Origin of the sequence: Streptomyces bacillaris (assembly GCF_003268675.1) — a bacterium.
Classification (GTDB): domain Bacteria; phylum Actinomycetota; class Actinomycetes; order Streptomycetales; family Streptomycetaceae; genus Streptomyces; species Streptomyces bacillaris.
The window spans coordinates 5,500,863-5,513,799 of record NZ_CP029378.1; the positions used below are offsets into that span (position 1 = coordinate 5,500,863).

The 12,937-nt window shown below is 70.6% G+C and carries 10 protein-coding genes; all 10 read left to right on the plus strand.

All coding sequences use genetic code 11. The annotated features are described in order from the left end of the window. The first annotated feature begins 76 nt into the window (after window positions 1–76). The 10 genes from folC (at window position 77) to DJ476_RS23885 (ending at window position 12,893) form a co-directional block, all read left to right on the plus strand. Window positions 77–1,600 carry a bifunctional tetrahydrofolate synthase/dihydrofolate synthase gene (gene folC / locus DJ476_RS23840; protein ID WP_019762562.1) on the plus strand — a complete coding sequence of 508 codons (1,524 nt, stop codon included), beginning with the start codon at window positions 77–79 and terminating at the stop codon, window positions 1,598–1,600. Between the two features lie 8 nt (window positions 1,601–1,608). Continuing rightward, on the plus strand, window positions 1,609–1,962 hold the full coding sequence (locus DJ476_RS23845; protein ID WP_019762563.1) for a DUF4233 domain-containing protein: 354 nt from the start codon (window positions 1,609–1,611) through the stop codon (window positions 1,960–1,962). 260 nt (window positions 1,963–2,222) lie between these two features. Then, entirely contained in the window at window positions 2,223–2,636 is a 414-nt protein-coding gene (gene ndk, locus DJ476_RS23850; RefSeq protein ID WP_018487161.1) for a nucleoside-diphosphate kinase, read from the plus strand. 287 nt (window positions 2,637–2,923) lie between these two features. Further along, the gene (locus DJ476_RS23855; protein WP_093756112.1) at window positions 2,924–3,943 is read left to right on the plus strand and encodes a rod shape-determining protein; all 1,020 of its coding nucleotides are present in this window, start codon (window positions 2,924–2,926) and stop codon (window positions 3,941–3,943) included. A gap of 176 nt (window positions 3,944–4,119) precedes the next feature. Beyond that, the gene (gene mreC / locus DJ476_RS23860; protein WP_112491531.1) at window positions 4,120–5,160 is read left to right on the plus strand and encodes a rod shape-determining protein MreC; all 1,041 of its coding nucleotides are present in this window, start codon (window positions 4,120–4,122) and stop codon (window positions 5,158–5,160) included. A gap of 11 nt (window positions 5,161–5,171) precedes the next feature. Further along, window positions 5,172–5,837, plus strand: a complete 666-nt coding sequence (mreD, locus tag DJ476_RS23865; RefSeq protein ID WP_053561282.1) for a rod shape-determining protein MreD — start codon at window positions 5,172–5,174, stop codon at window positions 5,835–5,837. A 61-nt stretch (window positions 5,838–5,898) separates the two neighbouring features. Next, on the plus strand, window positions 5,899–8,118 hold the full coding sequence (gene mrdA / locus DJ476_RS23870; protein ID WP_103418176.1) for a penicillin-binding protein 2: 2,220 nt from the start codon (window positions 5,899–5,901) through the stop codon (window positions 8,116–8,118). Then, window positions 8,118–9,311: a rod shape-determining protein RodA gene (gene rodA / locus DJ476_RS23875; RefSeq protein WP_103418177.1), complete on the plus strand. Its 1,194-nt coding sequence runs from the start codon at window positions 8,118–8,120 to the stop codon at window positions 9,309–9,311. Before mrdA ends, rodA begins: the two co-directional genes overlap by 1 nt. A gap of 29 nt (window positions 9,312–9,340) precedes the next feature. Beyond that, the gene (locus tag DJ476_RS23880) at window positions 9,341–10,876 is read left to right on the plus strand and encodes a CYTH and CHAD domain-containing protein (RefSeq protein ID WP_103418178.1); all 1,536 of its coding nucleotides are present in this window, start codon (window positions 9,341–9,343) and stop codon (window positions 10,874–10,876) included. An 88-nt stretch (window positions 10,877–10,964) separates the two neighbouring features. Further along, complete coding sequence (locus tag DJ476_RS23885) at window positions 10,965–12,893, plus strand: TIGR03960 family B12-binding radical SAM protein (RefSeq protein ID WP_070204089.1); 1,929 nt, start codon at window positions 10,965–10,967, stop codon at window positions 12,891–12,893. Window positions 12,894–12,937: the final 44 nt, after the last annotated feature.

The following is a 12,937-nucleotide window of genomic DNA, read 5'->3' on the forward strand; positions in this document are numbered from 1 at the left end:
GGGCTTCCCCGTACCGCCGATCCGCACGGTGCCGGGCGCTGCGCGCGATGTCGGTGCCCATCCGTAGACTGGCCCCGTGAGTGAGCCCCGCCCTTCAGACCGGCACGACGCGTCCGAGCCCGACGACACCTTCGAGGAGATCGTCGGCGAAGAGACCCAGCGCGACCCCGACCTGGCGGTGATCGAGGCCGGGAGCCGCACCCTGCGCACCTATGGGGGCGCCCCCCAGGCCGATGTGGTCCCCGCCCGGCCCGCCGACCCCGAGACCGACAAGGCGCTCCGCGCGGTGGAGCAGGAGCTGGCCGGGCGCTGGGGCGAGACCAAGCTCGAGCCCTCCGTCACCCGCATCGCGGCCCTGATGGACGTCCTCGGTGAGCCGCAGCGCGCCTACCCCTCGATCCACATCACCGGCACCAACGGCAAGACCTCCACGGCCCGCATGATCGAGGCCCTGCTCAACGCCTTCGAGCTGCGCACCGGCCGGTACACCTCGCCGCACGTCCAGTCGATCACCGAGCGGATCAGCCTCGACGGCGCCCCGATCGCGCCCGAGCGCTTCATCGAGACGTACGGGGACGTCAAGCCGTACGTCGAGATGGTCGACGCCCAGCAGCCCTACCGGCTCTCCTTCTTCGAGGTGCTCACCGGCATGGCGTACGCGGCCTTCGCCGACGCGCCCGTCGACGTGGCCGTCGTCGAGGTCGGCATGGGCGGCACCTGGGACGCCACCAACGTCATCGACTCCACCGTCGCCGTCGTCACCCCGATCTCCCTGGACCACACCGACCGGCTGGGCGCCACGCCCGCCGAGATCGCGGGGGAGAAGTCGGGGATCATCAAGGAAGGCGCGACCGTCATCCTGGCCCAGCAGCCGGTGGACGCCGCCCAGGTGATGCTGAAGAAGGCCGTCGAGGTGGACGCCACCGTGGCCCGCGAGGGCATGGAGTTCGGCGTCACCTCCCGCGAGGTGGCCGTCGGCGGCCAGCTGCTGACGCTGCGCGGACTCGGTGGCGAGTACGAGGAGATCTTCCTCCCGCTGTACGGGGCCCACCAGGCGCACAACGCGGCCGTCGCGCTCGCCGCCGTCGAGGCGTTCTTCGGCATCGGCGCCGAGCAGGCCCGCTCCCTGGACATCGACGCCATCCGCAAGGCGTTCGCCTCGGTGGTCTCACCCGGCCGTCTGGAGGTCGTGCGCTCCAGCCCGACCGTCGTCCTGGACGCCGCGCACAACCCGGCGGGGGCCAGGGCAGCGGCGGACGGCATCTCCGAGGCCTTCAGCTTCTCCCGGCTGATCGGCGTGGTCGGCACCAGCGGCGACAAGGACGTGCGCGGGCTCCTGGAGGCCTTCGAGCCGATCTTCGCCGAGATCGTCGTCACGCAGAACTCCACCGACCGCGCGCTGGACGCGGACGAGCTGGCCGCCATCGCTGTCGAGGTCTTCGGCGACGACCGGGTCCAGGTCGAGCCGCGTCTCGACGACGCGCTGGAGGCGGCGATCACGCTGGCCGAGGAGGAGGACGAGTACGCGGGCGCCGGGGTGCTGGTGACCGGATCCGTGATCACGGTCGGCGAGGCCCGGCTGCTGCTGGGAAGGGGCTGAGAAGAAGGATGCGTACGCTCTGCGCCTCGACGCTGCTCGGTGAGTTCTTCGTGATCGGCTTCGCCGGTCTCGTCGCGATGAAGCTGGACGACGTCTCCATGGCCGTCGTCTGGACGGTCTGCGGCATCGGTATGGTGCTCTCCCTGCTGCTCTGCGGGATGATCACCCGCCCCGGCGGCGTCCAGCTCGGCTGGGCGCTCCAGGTGGCGCTGGTCCTCAGCGGTTTCGTGGTCCCGATGATGTTCATCCTCGGGCTGGTCTTCGGCGGGCTGTGGTGGGCCTCGGTGCACTACGGCCGCCGGATGGACGAGGACAAGGCCCGCTGGGCCGCCGAGCGGGAGGCCGGAGAGGCCGCCGCCTGACGAGCCCCACCGGCACGCGCGACGGTGACCGGGCGGGGAGCCCGCTCCGGCGGCGTACGGTCATCGGCGCCCGGGGAAGGAAAGTCCGCTCCTGCCCCGTACGCGTCACTGGCACCCGTGCGGGGCAGTCCCGCCCCGGCGCCGTACGGCCTCCGGCGCCCAGGCCCGGGGGTGACTCTCGGTGAACCCGGGCGCCGAGCCGTTTCCGTACCCCTGTAATCTCGCCCTCACCGCACCCGTATGCCTGCAAGGAGCCGCACATGACTCAGCGCACCCTCGTCCTGCTCAAGCCCGACGCGGTCCGCCGCGGCCTGATCGGTGAGATCGTCGGCCGGATCGAGCGCAAGGCGGAGTGGCGGATCACCGCGCTGGAGCTGCGCACCCTGGACCACGACACGCTGGAGCAGCACTACGGCGAGCACAAGGGCCGCCCGTTCTACGAGCCGCTCATGGAGTTCATGGCCTCCGGCCCCGTCGTCGCCCTGGTGGCCGAAGGCGAGCGGGTGATCGAGGGCGTCCGTGCCCTGGCCGGCCCCACCGACCCGATCGCCGCCGCGCCCGGGTCGATCCGCGGTGACTTCGGCACGATCACCCGGGAGAACCTCATCCACGCCTCGGACTCGCAGGAGTCCGCAGAGCGAGAACTGAAGCTCTTCTTTCCGGGACTTTCCTGACCCGATCGGCCAAACAGCGCTGCTCGCCCGGGGCGACCGAAGTAATTCGGTCGCCCTTCGGCATAGGGTTCCCTCTCGCGGGAACGCATCCCTCCGACGTAACGTCACCATGGGTAGAACGGCCACCCGTTCCGCTCACATGGCGAAGGACCCTCGCGCTGTGTCCGTGCATACGGCACTACGATGGAAGCTTCCACGCCCGCAGCGCCAACCTCGCCTACCAGAACAAGCCATCTTCGCTTCCTGGGAAGGCCCGACGCATCCTCATGGGGAACAAGGGGAACTCAATGTCGTTCATCGGCCGTGACATGGCTATCGACCTCGGGACTGCCAACACGCTGGTGTACGTCAGGGGGCGCGGCATCGTCCTGAACGAGCCGTCCGTCGTGGCCATCAACACCAACACCGGCGGAATCCTGGCGGTCGGCTCCGAGGCCAAGAAGATGATCGGGCGGACGCCGGGCAACATCGTTGCCGTACGGCCGCTGAAGGACGGCGTGATCGCCGACTTCGAGATCACGGAGCGCATGCTCCGCTACTTCATCCTGAAGATCCACAAGCGCCGCTACCTGGCCCGCCCCCGGGTCGTCGTCTGCGTGCCCTCCGGTATCACCGGGGTCGAGCGCCGCGCCGTCATCGAGGCGTCCACGCAGGCCGGCGCGCGTCAGGTGCACATCATCGAGGAGCCCATGGCCGCCGCCATCGGCTCCGGCCTGCCGGTTCACGAGGCCACCGGCAACATGGTCGTGGACATCGGCGGCGGCACCACCGAGGTCGCGGTGATCTCGCTCGGCGGAATCGTCACTGCCCAGTCCATCCGGACGGCCGGTGACGAACTGGACAACGCGATCATCCAGCACATCAAGAAGGAGTACTCGCTCCTCCTCGGTGAGCGGACCGCCGAACAGATCAAGATCACGATCGGTTCCGCCTACGACCTGGACAAGGACGAGCACACCGAGATCCGCGGCCGCGACCTGGTCTCCGGGCTGCCCAAGACGGTCGTCATCTCGGCCACCGAGGTCCGCAAGGCGATCGAGGAGCCGGTCAACGCGATCGTCGACGCCGTGAAGACGACGCTCGACAAGTGCCCGCCCGAGCTGTCCGGCGACATCATGGACCGCGGCATCGTCCTCACCGGCGGCGGCGCGATGCTGCGCGGCCTGGACGAGCGGCTCCGCCGCGAGACGGGCATGCCGATCCACATCGCCGAGGACCCGCTCGACTCCGTGGCGCTCGGCTCCGGCAAGTGCGTCGAGGAGTTCGAGGCGCTCCAGCAGGTGCTGGACGCCCAGCCCCGCCGCTGAGGCGCGGGCAGCGGAACGTCACCCGATCCGGCGCGCGGACGCTGCGGCTCCGCCCGCCGGATCGTTGATATAGATCGTTGATGCACACGTACTGACTGACACCACGACAGCCACGTACACCCAGAGACGAACACCCAGGCACGAACATTCCGACGAGGAAGGCACGGCCGCCGCACGTGAGGGACACACGAGAGAGCCGGCTGCTCCTGGTGCTGCTGATCGCCATCGCATTCGCCCTGATCACGGTGGATATCCGAGGCGGCGAAGGCTCACCGGTCGACGGCGCGCGGCATGCCGCGGCCACGGTCTTCGGGCCGGTGGAGAACGGCGTCGCGGCAGCGGTCGACCCGGTGGGCAACGCCATAGGAGCGGTCCGCGACTCCGGAAAACGGCACGACCGGATCTCCGCCCTGGAGCAGGAGAACGCCGCACTGAAGGCGAAGCTCGGCAGCGACGACCGCACCGACAGCCGCGTCCGCCAGCTCGACGCGATGCTGAAGACGGCGGGCGCCGGACAGTACGGCATCAAGGGCGCCGAGGTCATCGCCATAGGAGCGGCCCAGGGCTTCTCCTGGACGATCACCATCGACGCCGGCTCCGACGACGGCATCCGCCGGGACATGACCGTCCTCAACGGCGAGGGCCTGGTCGGCCGGGTCACCACCGTCGGCCCCAGCACCTCCACGGTCCTGCTGGCCAACGACCCCGCCTTCACCGTCGGCACCCGGATGGAGAAGACCGACGAACTGGGCTTCGCCACCGGCCAGGGCTCCCGCCCGCTCTCGGTCCAGTTCCTCAACGGCAAGGCCAAGGTGAAGGCGGGCGACCGGCTCGTCACCTTCGGCTCCAGCAAGGACAAGCCCTTCGTACCCGGCGTCCCGGTCGGCGAGGTCGTCCGCGTCGACCCCGCGGGCGGCGCGCTCACCCGGACCGTCCATGTGAAGCCGTACGTCGGGTTCACCAAGCTCGACATCGTCGGCGTCGTCGTCCAGGCCCCGCGCTCGGACCCCCGTGACCTGGTCCTGCCGAAGCAGCCCGCCAAGACCAAGCCCAAGCCGACCCCCACGGTCACCGTCACCGTCCAGCCCAACGGCGACCTCGTCGACGGCTCCGGCAAGGTCGTCGGCAACATCAACGAGCAGCCGGGCGGCGGCCAGGCGGCCGGGGACCAGCAAGGCAGCGCCCAACCCGACAACGCGGCAAACGACCAGGAGTAGAGCTGATCCCCATGCGCCTCAACCGGACTCTGCTCTCCACCGCCCTGGTCGTCGTCGCCCTCGTCGTCCAGGTCTCCGTCCTCGCCCGCCTCCAGCTCCCCGGCGCCGTACCCGACCTGCTGCTCCTCACCGTCCTCGGACTCGCCTTCGTGTACGGGCCGGTCAGCGGCTCGCTCATCGGCTTCGGCGCCGGCCTCCTCGCCGACCTCGCACCCCCCGCCGACCACGCGGCCGGGCGCTACGCCCTGGTGCTCTGCGTCATCGGCTATCTCGCCGGTCTGGTCCGGCCGGAGAACGGGCAGCTGAAGTCGGCCTTCGCCCCGATGGCCGCGGTGGTCGCCGCCGCGCTCGGCTCGACCCTGCTGTACGCGGGCGTCGGCGCCCTCGTCGGGGACACCGCCGCCCGCCATGTGGGCCTGGGCAGCCTGCTGCTCACCGCCGCGATCTACGACCTGCTGCTGGCCCCCTTCACCGTGCCGCTGATCATGGCCCTGGCCAGACGCACCGAGAACGACCCGGTCTCCGAGGCCGCGGGCGGTACCAAGGACGTCGCCGCCGGCTGGCTCGCCTCGGGCACCGGTCTGCGCATCGGCAACCAGCGCGGCGGCCTGCGCATGAAGGCCGCCCGCAGCCGTGCGTCCCGCGCGGGCCGCATCAAGGGGGTCAAGCGCCTGTGAGCCCGTACTCCCCGGGGGACCACCCCCGTACCCCCAGCCGGACCACCACCGGGGGCACCCCGTGAGCAACATCCCCGAGACCGGGCGGACCCAGCGGGTCCAGATCCGGCTCATCGTCATCCAGGTCCTCGTCTTCTCGCTGCTCCTCACCCTCGGCGGGCGGCTGTGGTACCTCCAGATCCGCAACGGCGAGGAGTACACCACCAAGGCGGCGGGCAACGGCGTCCAGCAGGTCGTCCAGCCCGCCGTGCGCGGCTCGATCCTCGACGCCCGGGGCGTACCGCTCGCCGACAACGAGACCCGGCTCGTCGTCTCCGCCAGCCGCACCGAGCTGCTGAAGATGAAGGACGACGGCGTCGGCGTCCTCACCCGGCTCGCCGAGGTGCTGGACATGGAGCCCCAGGAGGTCCGGGACAAGGTCCGCCTCTGCGACTCCAAGACCCCGCAGCCCTGCTGGAACGGCTCGCCCTACCAGCCGATCCCGGTCACCGACGAGGCCACCACCCAGCAGGCCCTCCAGATCCGCGAGCGGGCCGAGGACTTCCCCGGCATCACCGCCGAGCCCACCGCCGTACGCCGCTACGCCGCACCCGGCAAGGCGAAGACCGCGCAGGTCCTCGGCTACCTCTCGCCGGTCACCGACGAGGAGATCCAGAAGGCGCTGGACGGCCCCTCGCCCTACCTCCGCTCCGACCAGGTCGGCCGCTCCGGCCTGGAGCGCACGTACGACAAGGAACTGCGCGGCAAGGCGGGCGTCACCCGCTACGAGGTCGACAACCTCGGCCGGGTCATGGGCGAGGCGGAGAACGACCCGGCCGTGCCCGGCTCCAACCTCGTCACCAGCCTCGACGCCCGGGTCCAGGCGGTGGCCGAGTTCGAACTCGCCGCCGCGATGAAGCTGGTGCGGGGCGAGACCGACAAGATCACCGGCCGTAAGTACGAGGCCGACTCCGGCGCCGTCGTCGTGATGGAGTCGAAGACCGGCCGGGTCGTCGCGATGGCCTCCCAGCCCGACTACGACCCCAACGCCTGGGTGGGCGGCATCTCCGGCAAGGAGTACGCCAAGCTCACCAGCAAGAAGTCCAACTACCCGCTGCTCAACCGGGCCATCCAGGGCCAGGCACCCGCCGGCTCCATCTTCAAGGTGGTCTCCGCCAGCGCCGCCGTCCGGGCCGGGCACGCCTTCAACGACCGGTACAACTGCAGCAGCTCCTACAGCCTCGGCAGCCAGACCTTCGCCAACTTCGAGTCGCAGGGGCACGGCCCCATCACCCTCGGCGAGGCGCTCAAGTACTCCTGCAACACCGTCTTCTACCGCCTCGGCCACGAGGAGTGGGCCCGGGACGGCGGCATAAAGCCGAAGAAGGACGCGAAGAACTGGTTCTACACCACCGCGCGCGACTTCGGCCTCGGCTCCGAGACCGGCATCGACCTCCCCAACGAGGTCAAGGGCCGCATCCCGGACCGCGAGTGGAAGCAGAAGTTCTGGGAGGCCAACAAGGACGCCTGGTGCAAGGAGGGCAAGAAGGGCGGCACGTACGTGCAGCAGATCGCCTACGAGAGCTGCCTCGAGGGCAACCAGCTCAAGGCCTACGACAGCATCAACTACGCCATCGGCCAGGGTGACGTGCTGGTCACCCCGATCCAGATGGCCACCGCCTACGCCGCCATCAGCAACGGCGGCACCCTCCACGAGCCCACCGTCGGCAAGGCCGTGATCAGCCCCGACGGCAAGTCCGTCCGGGAGATCAAGCCCAAGGCGAGCGGCAAGCTGCCGGTCAGCGCCCAGACCGTCAAGGACCTCGACAAGGGCCTGCGGGCCGTCGTCGAACCCGGCGGCACGGCGGCCTGGCGGTTCGGGGGCTGGCCGCAGGACAAGATCCCGATGCGCGCCAAGACCGGCACCGCCCAGGTCTACGGCAAGCAGACCACCTCGTGGCTCGCCACCTACACCGACGACTACACGATCGTCATGACGATCTCCCAGGGCGGCACCGGCTCCGGCGCCTCCGGGCCCGCCGTCCGCAAGATCTACGACGCGCTCTACGGCCTCGACGCGTCCGGCAACCAGGATGTGAAGAAGGCCCTGCTGCCCACACCCCAGAAGGCGCTGCCCAAGATCCAGCCCGACGGCTCGATCCACGCCCCGAAGATCGAGCCGTACAACCCGGTGCCCACCCAGCCCGAGGGCCAGGCGGCCGACCCGGAGAACCTGCTGCCGCAGCCCCAGGGCCAGCCAGGCCTCACCGGCTCCCCGGCCACGACAGGGAGGCGGCCCTGATGGCAGGTGGCTTCTCCGTTGCCCGGTACGCCCCCGAGCGGGGCTCCTGGGCCAAGCTGACCGCCCGCGACTCCCTCGCCCGGCGGCTGGACTGGCCGCTGCTCGGGGCCGCGCTCGCGCTCTCCTTCCTCGGCGCGCTCCTGGTCTGGTCCGCGACCCGCAACCGCGACCACCTCACCCAGGGCGACCCGTACTTCTTCCTCCTGAGGCACGCCCTCAACACCGGTATCGGCGTCGCCCTGATGATCGGCACGATCTGGCTCGGCCACCGCACCCTGCGCGGAGCCGTCCCGGTCCTCTACGGCATCTCGGTGCTGCTGGTCCTCGCCGTGCTCACCCCGCTCGGCACCACCGTCAACGGCGCCCACGCCTGGATCAAGCTCCCCGCCGGGTTCTCGATCCAGCCCTCCGAGTTCACCAAGATCACCATCATCCTGGTGATGGCGATGCTCCTCGCCGCCCGGGTCGACGCGGGCGACCAGGCCCACCCCGACCACCGGACCGTCGCCAAGGCGCTGGCCCTCGCCGCGATCCCCATGGGCGTGGTCATGCTGATGCCGGACCTCGGCTCGGTCATGGTGATGGCCGTGATCGTCCTCGGCGTGCTGCTCGCCTCCGGCGCCTCCAACCGCTGGGTCTTCGGCCTCCTCGGCACGGGCGCCGCCGGGGCGGTGGCCGTCTGGCAGCTCGGGCTCCTCGACGACTACCAGATCGCCCGCTTCGCCGCCTTCGCCAACCCGGCGCTCGACCCGGCCGGTGTCGGCTACAACACCAACCAGGCCCGCATCGCCATCGGCTCCGGCGGCCTCACCGGCACCGGGCTCTTCCAGGGCACCCAGACCACCGGACAGTTCGTCCCCGAGCAGCAGACCGACTTCGTCTTCACCGTCGCCGGTGAGGAGCTGGGCTTCCTCGGCGCCGGGCTGATCATCGTCCTGCTCGGTGTCGTCCTGTGGCGCGCCTGCCGCATCGCCCGCGAGACCACCGAGCTGTACGGCACGGTCGTCGCCGCCGGGATCATCGCCTGGTTCGCCTTCCAGTCCTTCGAGAACATCGGCATGACGCTTGGCATCATGCCGGTGGCCGGGCTGCCGCTGCCCTTCGTCTCCTACGGAGGCTCCTCGATGTTCGCCGTCTGGGTCGCCATCGGGCTGCTCCAGTCGATCAGGGTGCAGCGGCCGATGTCCGCCTGAACCCGGCCCATGCGGGTAGGTGTCCGTACATGGCGGACACCAAACGCGAGATCGAGCGGAAGTACGAGGCCACCGACGCCACCCGGCTGCCCGACCTGAGCCGGGTGGCCGGGGTCGCCCGGGCCGTCCCTCGGGGCGTCATCGAACTCGACGCCGTCTACTACGACACCCCCGGCCTCCGCCTCGCCGCCGACTCCCTCACCCTGCGCCGCAGGACCGGCGGGGCCGACGAGGGCTGGCACCTGAAGTTCCCCGTCGCCACCGGCATCCGCGACGAACTGCACGAGCCGCTGGGCGACACCCTGCCGCGCTCCTTCGCCGCCCTCCTCCGCTCCCGCCTCCGCCACGACGAGGTCACCCCCGTCGTCCGCCTGCTCTCCTCCCGCGACGTCCAGCACCTGACCGACGCGGACGGCACCCTCCTCGCCGAGGTCAGCGTCGACACGGTGCTCGCGGAACGCCTCGCGGGGGAGGGGAGCGGCACCACCGCCACCTGGACCGAGATCGAGGTCGAGCTGGCCGACGACGGCGACCCCGCCTTCCTGGACGCGGTCGAGAAGCGGCTCCGCAAGGCCGGGGTGCGCCCCTCGGGTTCTTCGTCGAAGCTGGCCCGGGCGCTGGCGGAGACCACCCCCGTACGCAAGAAGAAGCAGGGGAAGAAGCTCGCGGAGGACGAGCCGCGCACCGCGGGCGACCACGTCCTCGCCTACGTACGCGAACAGATCCGCACCATCGTCGAGCGCGACCCCGCCGTCCGCCGCGACCTGCCCGACTCCGTGCACAAGATGCGCGTGGCCACCCGCCGGCTCCGCAGCGCCTTCAAGACGTACCGCAAGATCCTGGACCGCGAGGTCACCGACCCCATCGGCGCCGAGCTGAAGTGGCTCGCCGGGGAACTGGGCGTCGACCGCGACCAGGAGGTCCTGGACGAGCGGCTGACCGGCCGGATCGACGCCCTGCCCACCACCCTGGCCCTCGGTCCCGTACGCGGGCGGCTCCAGGTCTGGTCGGCCGCCCGCCGCACCGGATCGCGCCGCCGGATCATCGACGTGCTGGACGGGGAGCGGTATCTGGACCTCCTCGACACCCTGGACGCCCTCGCCGCCGACCCGCCGCTGCGCACCGCCGCCTCCCGCGCGCCGGGGAAGGCCCTGCCCCGCGCGGTGCTCAAGGACTACGAACGGCTCGCGCGCCGGATGGACCACGCCCTGGAGCACCCGCCGGGGCCCGAGCGGGACACCGCCATGCACGAGGCCCGCAAGGCCGCCAAGCGCGCCCGGTACGCGGGAGAGGCCGCCCGGCCCGCCCTCGGCAGGCCCGCGAAACGCTTCGCCAAGCGGATGAAGGCCGTCCAGTCCCTCCTGGGCGACCACCAGGACAGCGTGGTCGCCCGCGAGGCCCTGCGCACCCTCGCCGTCCAGGCCCACGCGGCCGGGGAGACCACCTTCACCTGGGGGCTGCTGTACGGCCACGAGGAGGCGACCGCCGACCGCCGCGAGCGCGAGCTGCCCGAGGTGTGGGCCCGCGCCTCCGATCCCGTACTACGGGCGGATCTCCGGCAGTGATGCGGTGAGGCTCTGCGGGCGGATCTGAAGGGCCGGGACGCGGGGTACGCTTGATGGTCACCCCTGCCGGCTCACGAAGGTTCGCGAGATGTCTGCCGCATCGGTCTTCCCACAGCTCGAAGCTCTGCTCCCGCATGTGCAGAAGCCCATCCAGTACGTCGGCGGTGAGCTGAACTCCACCGTCAAGGACTGGGACAGCTGTGACGTCCGCTGGACCCTGATGTACCCCGACGCCTACGAGGTGGGGCTGCCCAACCAGGGCGTCATGATCCTCTACGAGGTACTCAACGAGCGCGAGGGCGTCCTCGCGGAGCGCACGTACAGCGTCTGGCCGGACCTCGAAGAGCTGATGCGCGAGCACGACGTGCCGCAGTTCACCGTGGACAGCCACCGCCCCGTCGGCGCGTTCGACGTCTTCGGCCTCAGCTTCTCCACCGAGCTGGGCTACACCAACATGCTCACCGCCCTGGACCTGGCGGGCATCCCGCTGGAGTCCAAGGACCGCACGGTGGACCACCCGATCGTCCTCGCGGGCGGCCACGCGGCCTTCAACCCCGAGCCGATCGCGGACTTCATCGACTGCGCGGTCATCGGCGACGGCGAGCAGGCCGTCCTGGAGATCACCGAGATCATCCGCGCCTGGAAGGCCGAGGGCCGCCCCGGCGGCCGCGACGAGGTGCTCTTCCGGCTCTCGAAGACCGGCGGCGTCTACGTCCCGCGCTTCTACGACGTGGAGTACCTCCCCGACGGCCGCATCGGGCGGGTCGTGCCCAACCGGTCGGGTGTGCCGTGGCGCGTCTCCAAGCACACGGTGATGGACCTCGACGAGTGGCCCTACCCCAAGCAGCCCCTCGTCCCGCTCGCGGAGACCGTGCACGAGCGGATGTCCGTGGAGATCTTCCGCGGCTGCACCCGCGGCTGCCGTTTCTGCCAGGCCGGCATGATCACGCGCCCCGTGCGGGAGCGAAGCATCACCGGCATCGGCGAGATGGTCGACAAGGGGCTCAAGGCGACCGGTTTCGAGGAGGTCGGCCTGCTCTCCCTCTCCTCCGCCGACCACAGCGAGATCGGTGACATCGCCAAGGGGCTCGCGGACCGCTACACCGAGGACAAGATCGGCCTCTCGCTGCCCTCCACCCGCGTCGACGCGTTCAACGTGGACCTGGCCAACGAGCTGACCCGCAACGGCCGCCGCTCCGGCCTCACCTTCGCCCCCGAGGGCGGCTCCGAGCGGATGCGCAAGGTCATCAACAAGATGGTCTCGGAGGAGGACCTCATCCGGACCGTCGCCACCGCCTACGGCAACGGCTGGCGCCAGGTGAAGCTGTACTTCATGTGCGGCCTGCCCACCGAGACCGACGAGGACGTCCTCCAGATCGGTGACATGGCGGTCAACGTCATCGCCAAGGGCCGCGAGGTCTCCGGCCAGAACGACATCCGCTGCACGGTCTCCATCGGCGGCTTCGTGCCCAAGCCGCACACCCCCTTCCAGTGGGCCCCGCAGCTCAGCGCCGAGGAGACCGACGCCCGGCTGAAGAAGCTCCGCGACAAGATCCGCGGCGACAAGAAGTACGGCCGCTCCATCGGCTTCCGCTACCACGACGGCAAGCCCGGCGTGGTCGAGGGCCTGCTCTCGCGCGGCGACCGGCGCGTCGGCTCCGTCATCCGCGCGGTCTACGAGTCCGGCGGCCGCTTCGACGGCTGGCGCGAGCACTTCAGCTACGACCTCTGGATGAACTGCGCCGGGAAGACGCTCCCCGAGTACGGCGTCGACGTCGACTGGTACACCACCCGCGAGCGCACCTACGAAGAGGTCCTGCCCTGGGACCACCTGGACTCCGGCCTGGACAAGGACTGGCTCTGGGAGGACTGGCAGGACGCGCTCGACGAGACCGAGGTCGAGGACTGCCGCTGGACCCCCTGCTTCGACTGCGGCGTCTGCCCCCAGCTCGATCTGGACATCCAGATCGGCCCGACGGGCAAGAAGCTGCTCCCGCTGAGCGTGGTCAACAAGTAGCGCCCCCCGAACGTCCATCCGCGCAGGCCCGGTCCGGCAACCAC

Excerpts from the sequence above, each read along its gene's own strand:
- DJ476_RS23880 (WP_103418178.1), top strand. The coding sequence starts at position 9,341 with ATGGCGGACACCAAACGCGAGATCGAGCGGAAGTACGAGGCCACCGAC.
- mreD (WP_053561282.1), top strand. The coding sequence starts at position 5,172 with ATGCGCCTCAACCGGACTCTGCTCTCCACCGCCCTGGTCGTCGTCGCC.
- DJ476_RS23885 (WP_070204089.1), top strand. The coding sequence starts at position 10,965 with ATGTCTGCCGCATCGGTCTTCCCACAGCTCGAAGCTCTGCTCCCGCAT.
- DJ476_RS23855 (WP_093756112.1), top strand. The coding sequence starts at position 2,924 with ATGTCGTTCATCGGCCGTGACATGGCTATCGACCTCGGGACTGCCAAC.
- DJ476_RS23845 (WP_019762563.1), top strand. The coding sequence starts at position 1,609 with ATGCGTACGCTCTGCGCCTCGACGCTGCTCGGTGAGTTCTTCGTGATC.
- rodA (WP_103418177.1), top strand. The coding sequence starts at position 8,118 with ATGGCAGGTGGCTTCTCCGTTGCCCGGTACGCCCCCGAGCGGGGCTCC.
- ndk (WP_018487161.1), top strand. The coding sequence starts at position 2,223 with ATGACTCAGCGCACCCTCGTCCTGCTCAAGCCCGACGCGGTCCGCCGC.